The organism is Knoellia sp. LjRoot47, assembly GCF_964253435.1.
Taxonomy (GTDB): domain Bacteria; phylum Actinomycetota; class Actinomycetes; order Actinomycetales; family Dermatophilaceae; genus Knoellia.
This window is the reverse complement of the sequence record NZ_CAXUQS020000001.1, coordinates 1,451,993-1,468,108: the sequence shown is the minus strand read 5'-3', so window position 1 is coordinate 1,468,108 and position 16,116 is coordinate 1,451,993. Positions and strand designations below refer to the sequence as shown.

13 protein-coding genes are annotated in these 16,116 nt (G+C 72.5%); 9 read left to right on the top strand and 4 right to left on the bottom strand.

The features are described 5' to 3' along the window. Positions 1-88 precede the first annotated feature (88 nt). The 7 genes from ACSQ11_RS07140 to ACSQ11_RS07110 all read left to right on the top strand — a co-directional run bounded on the left by ACSQ11_RS07140 (position 89) and on the right by ACSQ11_RS07110 (position 7,781). Positions 89-748, top strand: coding sequence for a PadR family transcriptional regulator (locus ACSQ11_RS07140; protein ID WP_436004407.1), 660 nt, complete (start codon positions 89-91; stop codon positions 746-748). Next, positions 745-1,470 carry an ABC transporter ATP-binding protein gene (locus ACSQ11_RS07135; protein ID WP_436004405.1) on the top strand — a complete coding sequence of 242 codons (726 nt, stop codon included), beginning with the start codon at positions 745-747 and terminating at the stop codon, positions 1,468-1,470. Before ACSQ11_RS07140 ends, ACSQ11_RS07135 begins: the two co-directional genes overlap by 4 nt. Continuing rightward, on the top strand, positions 1,467-4,295 hold the full coding sequence (locus tag ACSQ11_RS07130) for an FtsX-like permease family protein (protein ID WP_436004403.1): 2,829 nt from the start codon (positions 1,467-1,469) through the stop codon (positions 4,293-4,295). The genes ACSQ11_RS07135 and ACSQ11_RS07130 overlap by 4 nt, the downstream gene beginning before the upstream one ends. A gap of 30 nt (positions 4,296-4,325) precedes the next feature. Continuing rightward, the gene (locus ACSQ11_RS07125; RefSeq protein WP_436004401.1) at positions 4,326-4,901 is read left to right on the top strand and encodes a TIGR03086 family metal-binding protein; all 576 of its coding nucleotides are present in this window, start codon (positions 4,326-4,328) and stop codon (positions 4,899-4,901) included. 35 nt (positions 4,902-4,936) lie between these two features. After that, positions 4,937-5,596 (top strand): bacterial proteasome activator family protein, encoded by a 660-nt coding sequence (locus ACSQ11_RS07120; RefSeq protein WP_436004399.1) that lies wholly within the window; start codon positions 4,937-4,939, stop codon positions 5,594-5,596. Between the two features lie 52 nt (positions 5,597-5,648). Beyond that, positions 5,649-6,770 carry a WD40/YVTN/BNR-like repeat-containing protein gene (locus ACSQ11_RS07115; protein ID WP_436004397.1) on the top strand — a complete coding sequence of 374 codons (1,122 nt, stop codon included), beginning with the start codon at positions 5,649-5,651 and terminating at the stop codon, positions 6,768-6,770. Positions 6,771-6,845: 75 nt separating this feature from the next. After that, entirely contained in the window at positions 6,846-7,781 is a 936-nt protein-coding gene (locus ACSQ11_RS07110) for an acyl-ACP desaturase (RefSeq protein WP_436004395.1), read from the top strand. 15 nt (positions 7,782-7,796) lie between these two features. Here the strand turns inward: ACSQ11_RS07110 and ACSQ11_RS07105 are convergent, their stop codons facing one another. Beyond that, positions 7,797-9,449: an FAD-binding dehydrogenase gene (locus ACSQ11_RS07105; RefSeq protein ID WP_436004393.1), complete on the bottom strand. Its 1,653-nt coding sequence runs from the start codon at positions 9,447-9,449 to the stop codon at positions 7,797-7,799. 132 nt (positions 9,450-9,581) lie between these two features. Here ACSQ11_RS07105 and ACSQ11_RS07100 point away from each other — a divergent pair, with 132 nt between their 5' ends. Beyond that, positions 9,582-10,349, top strand: coding sequence for a peptidylprolyl isomerase (locus tag ACSQ11_RS07100; RefSeq protein WP_436004391.1), 768 nt, complete (start codon positions 9,582-9,584; stop codon positions 10,347-10,349). Here ACSQ11_RS07100 and ACSQ11_RS07095 read toward each other — a convergent pair. Continuing rightward, positions 10,346-11,020, bottom strand: coding sequence for an HAD-IA family hydrolase (locus ACSQ11_RS07095; protein WP_436004389.1), 675 nt, complete (start codon positions 11,018-11,020; stop codon positions 10,346-10,348). The genes ACSQ11_RS07100 and ACSQ11_RS07095 overlap by 4 nt on opposite strands. A gap of 22 nt (positions 11,021-11,042) precedes the next feature. On the opposite strand from ACSQ11_RS07095, the gene ACSQ11_RS07090 reads away from it, so the two are divergent. After that, positions 11,043-13,196, top strand: coding sequence for a DUF998 domain-containing protein (locus ACSQ11_RS07090; protein ID WP_436004387.1), 2,154 nt, complete (start codon positions 11,043-11,045; stop codon positions 13,194-13,196). Here ACSQ11_RS07090 and ACSQ11_RS07085 read toward each other — a convergent pair. Continuing rightward, positions 13,159-14,343, bottom strand: a complete 1,185-nt coding sequence (locus ACSQ11_RS07085) for an NAD(P)/FAD-dependent oxidoreductase (protein ID WP_436004385.1) — start codon at positions 14,341-14,343, stop codon at positions 13,159-13,161. The genes ACSQ11_RS07090 and ACSQ11_RS07085 overlap by 38 nt on opposite strands. Positions 14,344-14,345: 2 nt before the next feature. Beyond that, a complete protein-coding gene (locus tag ACSQ11_RS07080) occupies positions 14,346-16,079 on the bottom strand; it encodes an AMP-binding protein (protein ID WP_436004383.1) in 1,734 nt (577 codons plus the stop codon). Between the last annotated feature and the right edge of the window lie 37 nt (positions 16,080-16,116).

Here is a 16,116-nt window from a genome sequence, read left to right as displayed (position 1 = left end):
AGGGGCCAACTGAAACCCTCGGTATGCCGGCTCGGCACCGTACGCGGGAGCGCAGGGGTTCTCGCGTCGAACGTCGAAGGGGAAGCACATGTCGGTCAAGCAGGGGCTCCTGGCCCTCCTCGCCGAAGGGCCCATGTACGGCGCCCAGCTGCGCGCCGAGTTCGAGGAGCGCACCGGCGGGACGTGGCCGCTCAACGTCGGGCAGGTCTACACGACCCTCGCCCGGCTCGAGCGCGACGGGATGGTCGAGCCGACCGGCGAGGCCGACGCTGAGGGACGCATCTCCTACCGCCTCACCGAGGCCGGCGCCGCCGAGGTGGGCACCTGGTGGACCACACCGGTCGACCGCGACAGCACACCGCGCGACGAGCTGACGATCAAGCTCGCGCTCGCCGTCACCGTGCCCGGCGTCGACGTGCAGGCCGTCGCGCAGACCCAGCGGACCGCGACCCTCAAGCACCTGCACGACCTCACCCGGCTCAAGCAGCAGGTGATGCGCAAGCAGCGCGACGAGCAGCACTCGCCCGACGGTGAGCCGCGCGGTGTGGCCGGCGGAGGGGCCGACCACGACCTCGCCTGGCTGCTCGTCCTCGAGAACCTCATCTTCACCGCCGAGGCCGAGGTCCGGTGGCTCGACCACGTCGAGACCCGGTTGCACCGGGAGTCGTTGCGTCCTTTTCGCCGTTCGGGGGCGAACGCGGCCGCACTGCCTGACGAGGCCCACGCCCGGACGGAGGCACGACGATGACCACACCCAGCCTGCTGCTCGACGACGTCACCCGGGTGCACGGCACCGGTGAGACCGCGGTCCGCGCTCTCGACGGGGTGAGCCTCGAGGTCATGCCCGGCGAGCTCGTCGCCGTCATGGGGCCGAGCGGGTCCGGCAAGTCGACCCTGCTCAACCTCGCCGGCGGCCTGGACCTCGCGACGAGCGGACGGGTCGTCATCGAGGGCGAGGACCTCTCGACGCTCGGCGCCAAGGGCATCGCCCAGCTGCGGCGGCGCCGGGTCGGGTTCGTCTTCCAGGACTACAACCTCATCCCCAGCCTCACCGCCGCCGAGAACGTCGGGCTCCCGCTCGAGCTCGACGGGGTGCGCGCGCGGCAGGCCCGCCGCCAGGCGCGCCAGACCCTCGACCTCATGGGGCTGCGCGAGCTGTCCGACCGGTTCCCCGACCAGATGTCCGGGGGCCAGCAGCAGCGCGTCGCCATCGCCCGTGCCCTCGTCGGCAGCCGCCGGCTCGTCCTCGCCGACGAGCCCACGGGCGCCCTCGACAGCCACACCGGCGAGGACGTCCTCCGCGTGCTCCGCGAGCGCTGCGACGAGGGCGTCGCCGGGCTGCTCGTCACCCACGAGGCGAGGCACGCCGCCTGGGCCGACCGCGTCGTCTTCCTCCGGGACGGCGTCGTCGTCGACTCGACCGGGCGGGCGAGCGCGCCCGAGGACCTCCTCACCACCAGCACGCGATGAGGTTCACCGGGAGCTGGGCCGTCGCCCTGCGCATGGCCCGCCGCGACGTGCGGCGGCACAAGGGCCGCAGCGCCCTCATCCTCGTCATGGTCGCGTTGCCGACCGCCTTGCTGACCTTCGCGATGGTCGCTGCCAGCACGAGCCAGGTGTCCGGCGCCGAGGTCATCCCGGGTCGCATGGGCAACGGCGTCGCGATGGTCGAGTACCCCCAGCCGCAACAGGTCCTCCACCCACCGGACCCGGGCATCGGCAGCAGCTCGCGCGGCGACGCGACGCCGATCCCGGGGTGGGTCGAGGGCGGCTCGGTCTTCGACAACGCCGACGCCATGAGCCGGCTCACCGGCGCCCGCGCGGTCCCCCTCACCGAGGAGTCGCTGACGACGCGCCGGGACGGGCGGCGCCTGGACCTGCAGTCGCTCAGCCTCGACCTGCGCACCGGCGTCACCGACAAGGTGACGCTCGTCGACGGGCGCATCCCCGAGCGTGCCGGCGAGGTGCTCGTGACGACGATGGGGCTCGAGCGCGGTCTCCCGGCGTCCGGGACGCTCGGCCTGCGCGCGGGCGACAAGGACGTCGACGTGACCGTCGTCGGCACCGCCAGGGTGCTCTCGGAGTTCGGCGGCCGCTCGTGGAACCACCTCGTCACGCCCCAACCGCTCGGCGAAGCCTCCGCCGGCGGCGGGTGGATCCTCCTCGACAACGACCCGGTGGGCTGGGACGAGGTCACCGCCCTCAACAAGTTCGGCCTCACGGTCTGGTCCGCCGAGGTACTGCGCGACCCACCGCCGGCGAGCGCACTCGACCCCGAGATCGCCTCGATGGCGGACTTCGACCGCGACCGCATGGGCACGTTCCTCGCCATCGGCGGCGCCCTCCTCCTCGTCATCACCACGCTGCTCGTGGGTCCCGCGTTCGCCGTGAGCGCCGCCCGCCAGCGACGCGCCCTGGCGCTGTCGGCGAGCAACGGCGCGACGACCGGCCAGCTGCGCCACACCGTCCTCGCCCAAGCGCTGGTCCTTGGCTCCATGGCAGCCGCCATCGGCGCCGCCCTCGGTGTCGGCGCCGCGTGGGGGCTCGCACAGAACGACCGCCTCTCCGAGACGTTCGGCATGTCGGGCCCGTTCGAGATCCCCCTCCTCGGCGTGCTGGCGACCACCCTCGTCGCCATGACGAGCGCGGTCATCGCGGCTCTGCTCCCCGCCCGTCGGCTCGGCCGGCTCGACATCATCGGCGTGATGAAGGGGCAGAGCGTCTCGCCCCGGCCCAGCGTCGCGGTCCTCGTCGTCGGCGCCGTGATGGCCGGCCTCGGCGGGTTCGCCCTCATCTCGCTCGCGAGGTCGCAGGCGGCCAGCGGCACCGACGGCGGCCAGATCGGCACCGTCGCCGCGGCCATCGCGCTCGTCGTCGGTGCCGTGATGCTCGCGCCGATGATCCTCGTCGGCCTCGCCAGGGTCAGCTCGCGGCTCCCCGTCTCGCTGCGCATGGCCACCCGCGACGCGGGGCGCCAGCGGGCCCGCAGCGTGCCCGCGATCGCGGCGATCCTCGCCGGCGTCGCGGTGCTCACGATGGTGCTCATCGCCAGCGGCAGCGACGAGGAGCAGAGCCGGCGCGAGTACACCGCGCAGAACCTCGAGGGCGACACGAGCGTGCACCACGAGTCCGGCGGCATCGACGCCGACACCATCGCGTCGATCACCGACGGCTTCCGCTCGGTGCGTCCCGGTCTCGTCGTCGCACCGGTCGGCGAGGTCGACACCGGTGACTCGTGGATGTACACCGCGAACGCCACTCCGCCCACCAAGCCCTACGACACGACCACCGTCAACGTCGTGCCACCCGGCTGCACCCCCGAGGCGACCGTCTACGACGCGACGCCACCCACCCGTGGGGAGATGAAGCCGGCGTCCTGCCAGGTCCTCGGCACCAACGGCATGGGCAACGGCGCCCAGATCACCGTGACGACGGCCGACGAGATCAGCCGCCGGCTCGCCACCCTCGGTCGCGAGGACGACGCCGCCGCCGTCCGCAAGGGTGCCGTCGTCGTCGGCCGCCCCGAGGGCCAGCCCTCGCTCCTCACCCGAGGCACGGTCACCGTCATGTCCGCGAGCCTCCGGATCGACCCGCAGGCCACCACGGAGCCCGACCCCGCGACGGCGCTGACCAAGGTCCGCACGGTCGAGGTCCCCGCCATCGAGGTCCCGCTCGACCGGTCGACCATCGGCGCCATGCTCGGTGCCCGGATGCTCACGACGCCGGAGTCGGCCTCGAGCCACGGCTGGCCGACCCGGACGACCCGGCTCACCGTCCACGACCCCGCCGGACCCATGTCGCAGGACCTCACCGACCGCCTCGGGTTCGGCTCCGACGACGCCGTCTACCTCTACACCGAGCGCGGGTTCCAGTCCGACGTCGGGCGCATCGTCGCGGTCCTCGTCGGGTTGTTCGTCCTCCTCCTGCTCGTCATCACGCTCACCTCGACGGCACTCACGCTCGCCGAGCAGGAGAACGACCAAGCCACCCTCGCCGCCCTCGGTTCTGGGCGCGGCACCCGCCGGGTCATGGCCGCCGCGCAGGCGTTCACGCTGTGCATCATCGGGGCGGTCCTCGGGGTCGCCGTCGGCATCGTGCCGGGCATCGCCCTGGCCTACCCGCTCACCGCCCAGTCGTGGGACGCCATCACCGGTGAGCAGCTGCGGTCCGACCCGATCCTCGTCTTCCCGTGGCTCGTCCTCGCCGGGTTCGCGGTCGCGGTCCCGGTGGTGGCAGCGGGACTGGCCGCGGCCGGCATACGCAAGGCTCCGGACGCCACGCACCGAACCGCGTGACTGTCACCGTTCCCTGACAGACTCCGTCGTATGCCGTTCCCCCACGACCCAGCCGGACGTCACCGCGCGATCGCAGGCATCTTCACCGAGCGCGTCCGCGCCGTCGACGACTGGGACGCTCCGGCGCCGGTCGACGGGTGGGCGGCGCGCGACGTCGTCCGGCACCTCGTCGAGTGGTTCCCGTCGTTCCTCGAGTCCGGCGCCGGGGTGACGCTCGACAGGGGGCCGTCCGTCGACGACGACCCGGTCGCCGCGTGGACGACCCACGCCGACGCGGTGCAGGGGCTGCTCGACGACCCCGACACCGCGACCAAGGTGCTGAGCAACCCGCACATCGGCGACATCCCGCTGCCGCAGGCGGTCGACCAGTTCTACGTCAGCGACGTCTTCCTGCACACCTGGGACCTCGCCCGGGCGACGGGACAGCCCGACCGGCTGGACGAGGAGTTCGCCAACCAGATGTTCAGCGGGATGCAGGAGCACGACGAGATGCTGCGCGCGTCGGGTCAGTACGGCCCGCGCGTCGACGTCCCCGAGACCGCCGACATCACCGACAAGCTCGTCGGCTTCATCGGCCGCGACCCGTCGTGGACGCCACCGGCCTGAGCCGTCCCGGTGCACCGTCGGGCTCGTGGGGCAGGATGACGGACATGAGCCAGACGCCCCAGCAGCCCGACGCCGCCGAGACGCCCGACGCCGCCGAGGAGTCGCGCGAGGTCCACGGCACCGCGACGATCGACGACGACAAGGTCGTGGTCGTGACGCCCGAGGGCATGGGTGTGGCGCACCGCGAGGAGGGCAGGCCGAGCCAGAACCCGGCCGACCTCGTCGAGCAGCCGGCCAAGGTCATGCGGATCGGCTCGATGATCAAGCAGCTCCTCGAGGAGGTGCGCAACGCGCCGCTCGACGAGAAGGGCCGCGCCCGGCTCGCCGACGTCCACGAGCGCTCGATCGCCGAGCTCAAGGAGGGGCTCGCCCCCGAGCTGGTCGAGGAGCTCGAGCGGATCGCGCTGCCGTTCAGCAGCGACGAGGCCCCCTCCGACGCCGAGCTCCGCGTCGCCCAGGCCCAGCTCGTCGGCTGGCTCGAGGGCCTGTTCCACGGCATCCAGACCGCGCTCGTCGCCCAGCAGATGGCCGCCCAGGCCCAGCTCCAGCAGATGCGTCAGCTGCCGCCGGGTCACGGCCCGGAGCAGGGGCACCCCGGCTCCTCCGGCGGCCCGGTGGGCATGCCCACGATGCCCGGGGGCCCGTCGCGCCCCGCCGACACCGGACCGGGAGAGGGCACCGGCCAGTACCTCTGAGTCCGGGTCGCTCGCCGAGCGCCGGCGTCGAAGGTGCGGCAGGGTGCCATCCATGCGCACCTTCCCCCGCCTCCTCACCGCTCCCCTGTATGCCGTGGCGCTCGTCGCGCTCTCGGCCCCCGTCGCGCTCGCGGCCCCCGCCGCGCTCTCGGCACCCGTCGCGACCGCCACGCCGTCCGCACCGTCCGCGTCCCACCACGGGCGCAACCTCGCCTGGGACGTGACGACGGTCGACGCCGACCAGAGCTTCCGCGGCCTCGACGCCGTCGACGACCGCACCGCCTGGGTCACCGGCGCCAGCGTGAGCGGTGGCGCGGCCAAGGTCTACCGGACGACGAACGCAGGGTCGTCGTGGGTGGATGTCAGCCCTCCTGGGAGCACCGGGCTCAATTTCCGCGACGTCGAGGCCGTCGACGCCCGCACCGCCACGGTCCTCGCCATCGGCGAGGGTGAGGCGTCGCGGATCTACCGCACCACCGACGGCGGGCGCTCGTGGACCGAGACGTTCCGCAACGACGAGCCCACCGCCTTCTACAACTGCATGGACTTCTTCCCCGGCGGGCAGCGAGGCCTCGCGGTGAGCGACCCGGTGCATGGCAGGTTCCGGATCGTCGCGACGCGCGACGGCGGCCGGTCGTGGCAGGTGCTGCCCGACGCCGGGATGCCCGACTCGACCGGTGAGGCGAACTTCTCGGCCAGCGGTGACTGCCTGACGATCTCGGGCCGCGACGCGTGGTTCGGCTCCGGCGGGGCGAAGTCGCGCGTCTTCCACTCGCGCGACGGCGGGTACTCCTGGTCGGCGACCGACTCGACGATCCCCGCCGGTGAGGCGGCCGGCGTGTTCGCCCTCGCGTTCCGCACGCCCGGGCAGGGCATCGCGGTCGGAGGCGACTTCGCCGAGCCCGCCGACGGCACCGACGCGGTGGCCCGCAGCGCCAACGGCCGGACCTGGCGCGGCGCCGGCGACCTGGCCCACCTCGGTGAGGACGTGTCGTGGCTCGGGCACCGGCTCGTCGTCGTGGGACAGGGTGGCGCGATCGGGGGCAGCAGCGTGTCGACGGACAACGGCCGGACCTGGCGCCAGTTCAGCCCCGAGGCCTTCCACACCCTCGACTGCACCCGCGACGGGGCGTGCTGGGCGGCTGGCGGCGGAGGCCGTGTCGGTCGTCTCTGAGCACGCCGGGAAGCCCCGAAAACGAACTGCCGAGTAACTGGCGCGCCCAACCTACGCGAGCGTAGGTTGGGCGCCATGACCGCCACGACGTGGAGCCAGACCGACCTTCTGCGCGAGATGAACCAGGTCGTCGAGACCAACCTCAACCGGCACATCGGTGTCGCCAAGGAGTGGTACCCGCACGAGTTCATCCCGTGGAGCGACGGTCGCAACTTCGACGGCCTGATGGGGGGCGACGCGTGGAGCCCCGACGACGCGCCGATCTCCGACGTCGCCCGCTCGGCGCTCATCGTCAACCTGCTCACCGAGGACAACCTCCCGAGCTACCACCACGAGATCGCGCTGATCTTCGGTCGCGACGACGCGTGGGGCGAGTGGGTCCACCGCTGGACGGCCGAGGAGGGCCGCCACGGCATCGCCATGCGCGACTACATGCTCGTCAAGCGCATGGTCGACCCCAAGGCGCTTGAGGACTTCCGGATGACCCATATGTCGCAGGGCTACGAGTCCGCGCACAGCGGCGAGCTCCTCCACTCGCTCGCCTACGTGTCGTTCCAGGAGCTCGCGACCCGCGTCTCGCACCGCAACACCGGACGGTTCACCGACGACCCGATGGCCGACCAGCTGCTCCAGCGGATCGCGGCCGACGAGAACCTCCACATGATCTTCTACCGCAACCTCCTCGGCGCCGCGCTCGAGCTCGACCCGAGCCAGGCGATGATGGCGATCCGCGACGTCGTCCTCAACTTCGCCATGCCGGGCACCGACATCCCCGGCTTCCAGCGCAAGGCCGTCGAGATGGCCGTCGCCGGGATCTACGACCTGCGCCAGCACCGCGACGACGTCGTCGCGCCGGTGCTCCGCTTCTGGAAGGTCTGGGACGTCGAGAACCTCTCGGCCGAGGGCGAGCAGGCCCGGCTGGAGCTCTCGGCGTTCATGGACGACCTCGAAACCAAGGCCTCCCGCTTCGAGGACAAGCGCGACACCCTCGCCGCCCGCATGAACCTCTGACGGCGCGTATGCCGGTCAGCGGGCCTCTCGCGCGGCCGCGCGTCCCGCTGCGCGACCGGAGAAGAGGCAGCCGCCGACGAAGGTGCCCTCGAGCGAGCGGTAGCCGTGCACCCCACCGCCACCGAACCCGGCGACCTCTCCCGCGGCATACAGGCCCTTGACCGGTTCGCCGTCGGCGCCGATGACCTGCGAGTCGAGGTTGGTCTGGAGCCCGCCGAGCGACTTGCGGGTGAGGATGTTGAGCCGCACGGCCACGAGCGGCCCGCGCTTGGGGTCGAGGATCCGGTGCGGCGGGAAGGCGCGCTTGGTGAGCTTGTCACCGCGGTACTGCCGGGCGACGTGGATCGCCGCGACCTGCGCGTCCTTGGTGAAGGCGTTCTCGACCTGGCGGTCGCGCTCGAGCACCTGCCGCTCGATGTGCGCGAAGTCGACCGGCGCGTCCGGGGTGAGCTCGTTCATCTTCGTGACGAGCTCGCGCAGCGTCGTGGCCTGGACGAAGTCGATGCCGTGGTCGAGGAAGGCCTGCATCGAGGGCTGCACGGCCGTGATGGGGCGTCGGGCGATGTCGCGATAGCTGCGGTCGGTGAGGTCGAGGTTCTGCTCGCTGCCCGAGAGCGCGAACTCCTTGCCGACGAGGGTGCGGTTGGTGACGAACCACGAGTGGTCGTGGCCGGTGGTCCGTAGGTGCGAAAGCGTGCCGAGGGTGTCGAACCCGGGGAAGTTCGGCGGGGGCAGCCGGTCGCCGTTGCCGTCGAACCACAGCGACGACGGGCCGGGCAGGATGCGGATGGCGTGCTGCGGCCAGACCGGGTCCCAGTTGTTGATGCCCTCGACGTAGTGCCACATGCGGTCGCGGTTGATGACCGTCCCGCCTGCCTCCTCGGTGATGGCGAGCATGCGCCCGTCGACGTAGGCCGGGACGCCGGTGATCATGTGCTCGGGCGCTGCGCCGAGGCGCTCGGGCCAGTTGGCGCGCACGAGGTCGTGGTTGCCGCCGATGCCGCCGCTCGTGACGAGGACGGCCGGCGCGGCGAACTCGAAGTCGCCGACGACGTCGCGGTTGGAGGCGACCCCACGGGCTGAACGGTCCTCTGCGAGAACCGATCCGCGCACCCCGGTCACCGCGCCACCGGTCGTGACGAGAGCGTCGACCCGGTGCCGCGGGCGGTAGATGATGCGCCCGCCACGGATGTGCTCGCGGACCCGCTCGATGAAGGGTGACACCACGCCGGTGCCCGTGCCCCACGGGATGTGGAAGCGCGGCACCGAGTTGCCGTGGCCACCGGCGCGACCGTCGCCTCGCTCGGCCCACCCGACGACGGGGAAGAAGCTGATCCCGTACTGCCGCAACCACTCCCGCTTCTCACCGGCGGCCCACTCGACGTATGCGCGACCCCACTGGCGGGGCCAGAAGTCCTCGTCGCGGTCCCAGCCGGCGGTCCCCTCCCAGTCCTGCCAGGCGAGGTCGAGGTTGTCCTTGATGCCCATGCGCCGCTGCTCCGGGCTGTCGACGAGGAACAGCCCGCCGAAGCTCCACCACGCCTGGCCGCCGAGGTTCTCCTCGCTCTCCTGATCGAGGAGGACGACGGATCGTCCGGCGTCGGCGAGCTCGTTGGCAGCGACGAGACCGGCGAGGCCGGCCCCGACGACAAGGGCGTCAGCGTCCATGCGCCGACCCTAGTTGCTCGCTACCGGCCGGTACCACCCGTCGCCCGAACCCGTCAGCACCCGCTCGACAGGCGCCGTCCGCGCGCCGCACCTATCGTCGCAAGCACCCCCACTCCTCACAGGAGGTCAACGATGACCCGAACCCTCGTCCGCTCCGCAGCCCTTGCCATCGCCGGTGGACTGCTCGCGAGCGCGCTGCCGTTCACCGCCGCCCCGGCCCTCGCCGCGCCACCGAACGAGGTCCCGACGCAGCCCACGAAGGGGGCGTGCGGGTTCGCACCGCTCGAGGACCAGACCTACTCGACCTTCGTCGGGCTGCCGAACGACCCCGCCCGCACCCCGAGCCGCGGCACGTCCGGCGTCGTCCTCCAGACCAACCAGGGCGACATCCCCGTCGTCCTCGAGCGCGCCAAGGCACCCTGCACGGTGCTCAGCTTCGAGTTCCTCACCCGTACGAAGTACTTCGACGGCACCGACTGCCACCGCCTCACGGCATACACGACTCCGCCTGCGGCGCTCTCGGTCCTCCAGTGCGGTGACCCGCTCGGGACCGGGTGGGGCGACCCGGGCTACTCCTTCAAGGACGAGCTCGACTCGGCAAAGGCCCTCGGGAACTGGCCCGGCTTCCCCGATGGCAGCCGCAAGGTCTACCCGCGAGGCACCCTCGCCATGGCCAACGGCGGGCCCGACACCAACGGCAGCCAGTTCTTCCTCGTCTACGCCGACTCGCGGCTGCGCCCGGACTACACCGTGTTCGGCCACGTCACCGAGGAGGGCATGAAGGTCCTCGACACCATCGCCGCCGGCGGCATCGACGCGGGCACCGAGGGCACCGAGCAGGACGGTGCACCCGCGATCGGCGTGACGATCGAGCGCGCCAAGCGCACCGGCACCTCCTAGGCGCGGGCGACCAGCGAGCGCCAGGGGACGGAGGCGATGCTCTCGTAGACGACGTCGGCGTCAGGGGCCAGCACCTGCGCCGGCGTCGTCCCGAGCACCGCGACCAGCGCCCCCGCCCCGGCGGCGCGCCCCGACACGAGCCCTGCCGTGGCGTCCTCGACGACGACGCATGCTCCCGGCTCGAGCCCGACCCGTGACGCACCCAGCAGGTAGGGCTCGGGACCCGGCTTGCCGTGCGAGACGTCTGTCGCCGTGACCACCACGGTGGGACGCGGCAGCCCGGCGGCCTCGATCCGGACCCCGGCGAGCTCGCGCTCGCACGAGGTGACGATGGCGTGCGGCACACCGAGCTCGTCGAGGAGCTCGAAGGTCTCGCGAGCGCCGGCCAGGGCGACGACCCCCTCGGTGTCGGCGAGCTCGAGGTCCCGGATGCGGGCGTGGGCCTCCAGTTGCTCCACCTCGGGACGGTCGGCCATGACCGCACGGATCGTGTTGATGCTCGTCCGCCCGTGCGACCCGGCGAGGGCCTCGCGCGTCACGCCGTACTCCTGCGCCCACTGCACCCAGGACCTCAGCACCGCGCCCGTGGAGTCGATGAGCGTGCCGTCCATGTCGAACAGCACACCGCGGAAGGTGCGGTCGGGAAGCAGTCCGGCGAGGGGTGCGCTCATCGGTTCAGCCTAGGGTTGGGTCATGGCGCCACCGACCTCGGGACACGTGCGCGGCGCCCTCGCGACCTCCACGACCGCGGTGCTCGCCCTCGTCGGGGGCTGGACCTGGGCGGCGATGGAGCAACCCGACGGCTACGACGCGGTCCGCGAGTCGATCAGTGCCCTGGCCGCCTCCGAGACGCCGCACCGCTGGATCATGACCCTCGCCCTCGTCCTCACCGGTGTCGCGCACGTCGGCTCCGCCGTCCTCCTCCAAGGGATGCGGCGCCCCGGCCGGCTCATCCTCGGTGCGGCCGGCCTCGCGACCGTCGCGGTGGCCCTCGTGCCCCTGCCCTCGCGCTCCGACGGCTCCGCGCTGCACACCGCCGTGGCCGCCCTGAGCTTCGTCCTCCTCGCCCTCTGGCCGTGGTTCGCCGCCCATGCGGACGCGACGCCCCTGCTCCGTCCCCCGGTCGCTCGTTCAGCCTCGGTCGTCCTGCTCGTCCTCGTGGCCACGCTTCCGCTGGGAACGAGAGCCGGTATGCCGTTCGGCGCCCACGAGCGCATCGTGGCCGCCCTGCTCGCACTCTGGCCGCTGGCGACGGCGGTCGCGGCGTGGTGGGCCTTCGGTCACCGCGTCGGCGGCAAGAGGGCGCGCCGGGTGCTCACGGTCGCCGTGCTCACCCTCGGCTGTGCCGCCGGCGGCGTCGCGGCCACGCGGCTCGCGCCCGCCACCGCACAGACGACGCACTACTCGGCACAGGTGCAGCTGTCGATGGACCCGCGCGACTCCACCCGGCTCGTCGCGCGAACCCTCTTCGGCGACATCGACGTCGGCTTCACCGGGCTCGCGCCCGGCATCGAAGCCACGCCGCAGGTCAAGGCGTCGATCGCGGACCTCCTCAGCCGGCCCGGTATCAGCGTGTCGAGCCTGCAGCCCGGGCCGCTCGAGCTCAACGCCGCGATCGTCAAGGCGGCCCGTGACGTCGGCCTCCGCTTCGCCCTCGGGGCCCTCGTCGTCGCCGGCATGTGGCTGCTCGTGCGCGCGCTCGTCAAGCAGAGACGACCCGGCGGGTGGGCCCTCGCCGGCGCCGCGAGCGCATGGCTCGTCGCCTGCGCAGCGACCGGCCTGGGTGTCTGGCAGACCTACCAGCCCGAGCGGCAGCACGAGTTCACCTCGACCGGCGTCCTCGGCACGGTGCAGCGCAACCAGTCGCTGCTCTCCGACGTCGAGGCCCGCACGGCGCAGGTCTCGCCCTACCTTCGCAACCTCATCGCCCTGTCCGCCTCGCTCCAGGACAAGTACTCCCCCACCGAGCTCGCCCAGCCCACGGCCCTGCGCGTGCTCCTCGTCTCGGACCTGCACGCCGGCAACCAGTACTCCCTGATGCGCACCATCATCGAGGAGGAGGACATCGACCTCGTCGTCGACACCGGCGACCTCGTGAACTTCGGCACCGTCACCGAGGGCGAGGCGTCGGCGATGTTCGCCGGGATCGCCTCCGTGCCCGTGCCCTACCTCTTCGTCCGCGGCAACCACGACGCCACGTCGGCGACCGACCGCGCGCTCCTCGATCGAATGGCGACCCTGCCCAACGTCGTCCTGCTCCAGCCCGACGACGAGACCTACACGGTCGTCGAGACGGGCGGCATACGCATCGGGGGGTTCAACGACCCGCGGTGGTTCGGCGACGACGGCAAACGGAGCAAGGACAAGCAGCAGCCGGCCAAGAAGGCGTTCATCGCCGCGTTCGAGGACCAGGACCCGCTCGACCTGCTCGCCTCGCACGAGCCGTGGGCCGTCCAGGACGTGCCGAAGGCCGATGTCGTGGTCAACGGCCACATGCACACCCCGGACCTCGAGGGCAACCGGATCCAGGCCGGCACCTTCACCGGCGGGGGCCCGCTGACCCACTTCGTCGGCGAGGAGGACGGCGAGGAGCTCATCGGGCAACCGTCCGCCTTCGACGTGCTCACCTTCGGCGAGAGCTGCCGGCTCACGTCGGTGACCCGCTACCGGTTCCGCAACGTCATCGAGGGGCGGCCGGCATACGACGACGTCAGCCTCCTCAACGGAAGCCGCATCGACACGACGACCGACCCCGAGCGCACCTGCGAGCGACCCGAACCGGGCACCGGCCCGCTCGGCTCGCTCACCCTCACCCCCGTGCCGGCGAAGGCCACCGCGAGCGAGTGATCGCCGTGACGAGACCGAGGGCCAGGGGGCGGTCGATGAGCCCGTCACCAAGCCCGATCTCGACGAGGGTGTCGAAGACCCGGCGGTCGCGGGTGGCGGCGGTGATCCCGGCGTCGACGACTCGCGGCGACTGCGCGAGCCGGGACGCGAGCCACGTGTGCCTCAGGTGCCGAGCGAGCAGCCGCCGCACCATCGTGCGGTGCACCGCGCCGGCGTCGCCGGGGCGGCCGAGTCGCACGGCCTGCGCCGCCGTGCGTCCGGCGAGGATGCCGGTGGCGACCGCGTAGTAGATCCCCTCGCCCGTCATGGGGTTGACCAGGCCGGCGGCGTCGCCCGCGAGGAGCACCGGACCGTCGGGCTGGTCCCAGCGCCACGTGCTCAGCGGCAGGTGGTGACCGAGCCAGCCGTCACCGGTCTCGGCGGCTCCGGGGATGAGCTGCTCGAGCTGGTCGAGGAGGAGCCGGCGGCTCGGGGGCGCCGCGGCACCCGGGCCGGAGCGCTCCCCGGGGAGGAGCTCGCCGTAGCCGACGTTGGCGAGACCGTCGCCCCGGTCGAAGGCCCAGGCGTAGGACGGCTGCCGGCGGTCTCCGTAGCGGATGACCTGCCGCCCGCGCAGGGCCGACGACACGGGCGCGTAGCCCCGGATCGCGAGCGCGCGCGACTCGCGGCGGCGGCCGATCAGCCGTTCGCGCACGAGGGAGTGGGCACCGTCCGCCCCCACGACCACCCCGGCCGTGATCTCGCCGGAGACGCCGAGCGGGTCGGTGGTCAGGGACGTGACCCGGTGACGTCGGAGCTCTGCGCCGGCGGCCACCGCCCGCTCGACGAGCCGCGCATCGAGGACCGCTCGCGGGACGACGTGGACCTCGCGCTCCATGTCGCCCTCGACGCGGACGTCACCGTGCGAGAGCTCGAGCCGGGTGAGCGGCGCCCAACCGTCGACGACGTCCTCCGCGCCGACCTGCGCGAGCGCGGTGAGGACGTGTGGTGCGATGCCGTCACCGCAGGACTTGTCGCGCGGGAAGTCGCTGCGGTCGAGGAGCAGCACGCGCAGCGACGGGTCCTCGTGGAGGGCACCGAGTGCGGTGGCCGCACCTGCCGGCCCCGCACCGACGACGACGACGTCGGCGTCCACCGCAACCCCCACGGTCACTCCGTCCTGAGGATGTCGTCCCGCCACTCAGTGGTGGCTCGCTCCACCCCGCCACCGGCGAGCTCCTCCTCGCGGCCCCGGAGCTCGACCCTGCGGATCTTGCCCGAGATCGTCTTGGGGAGCTCGCCGAACTCGAGCCGCCGCACCCGCTGCCACGGCTGCAGGTGCTCGCGCGCGTAGGCGAGGATCGAGCGCGCCGTCTCCTCGTCGGGCTCGTGCCCGGGAGCGAGCACGACGTAGGCCTTGGGCACGGCGAGGCGCAGCTCGTCGGGCGCCGGCACGACCGCGGCCTCGGCGACGGCGGGGTGCTCGATGAGCACCGACTCGAGCTCGAACGGGCTGATCTTGTAGTCGCTCGCCTTGAACACGTCGTCGGTGCGCCCGACGTAGGTGATCCAGCCGTCCTCGTCGATACTCGCCACGTCGCCGGTGTGGTAGAAACCGTCGGCCATGGCCTCGGCGTTGCGCTCGGCGTCACCCTGGTAGCCGGTCATGAGCGGCAGCGGTGACGCCGACAGGTCGAGGCACAGCTCTCCCTCCCCCGCACCGACGACCCGCTCCCCGGTCGCGGGGTCGACGAGCACGACCGGACACCCGGGCAGGGGCCGGCCCATCGAGCCCGGCTTGAGCCGCGACCCGGGGGTGTTGCCGATCGCGGCGGTCATCTCGGTCTGGCCGTAGCCGTCGCGCAGCGGCAACCCCCACTTGTCCTGCACCTGGGCGATGACCTCGGGGTTGAGCGGCTCACCGGCGCCGATGACCTCCCGCAGCGACCCCGGACCGTCGGACAGGTCGGCGTTGATGAGCATGCGCCACACCGTGGGCGGAGCGCAGAACGTCGTCACCTCGTGCTCGCGCAGGACGTCGAGCAGCGCCGGTGCGTCGAACCGTGCGTAGTTGTAGACGAGAATCGTCGCCTCGGCGATCCACGGCGCGAAGAAGCACGACCACGCGTGCTTGGCCCAACCCGGAGAGCTGATGTTGAGGTGGACGTCGCCCGGCTGGAGCCCGAGCCAGAACACCGTCGACAGGTGGCCGAGGGGGTACGACACCTGCGTGTGCTCGACGAGCTTGGGTCGGCTCGTCGTGCCCGACGTGAAGTAGAGGAGCACCGGGTCGGCCGGCGCGGTCCCGGGGTGGGGCAGCGGAGGTGAGTCGACGGCATACGCATCACGCAGGTCGTGCCAGCCGTCCGCGGGACCGACGCTGATCCGGGTGATGTCCCCCGGGACGCCGGCGAGCTTGTCGACCTGGGAGGCGTTGGTGATGACGTGCCGCGCACCGCCGCGGGACACGCGGTCCTCGAGGTCGCTCGCCCCGGCCGCGGAGGTCGTCGGCATGATGACGGCGCCGAGCTTCATCACGGCGAGCATGCAGTCCCAGAGCTCGACCTGGTTGTCGAGCATGAGGATGACCGGATCGCCCTGTGCCACACCGCGTTCGGCGAGCCAGTGACCCACACGGTCGGAGCGGTTGGCCATGGCGTCGAATGTGATCTCCATCGACGAGCCGTCCTCCTCGACGACGACGAGCGCCGTGGAGTCGTTGCCGCGGGCGATGACGTCGAACCAGTCGACCGCCCAGTTGAACCGCTCGCCGAGGTCGGGCCACACGAACTCCCGCACGGCGTCCTCGTGGTTGCCGCGCCACCCGAGGATCTGGTCACGCGCTGCCCGGTAGCGGTCGGTGGCGGGGTTCGCAGGGAGCGCCGACGGCGCCGGAGGAGTCATGGGCTCACCCTGCCCCGACCTGGCGGTGCGCGCCACC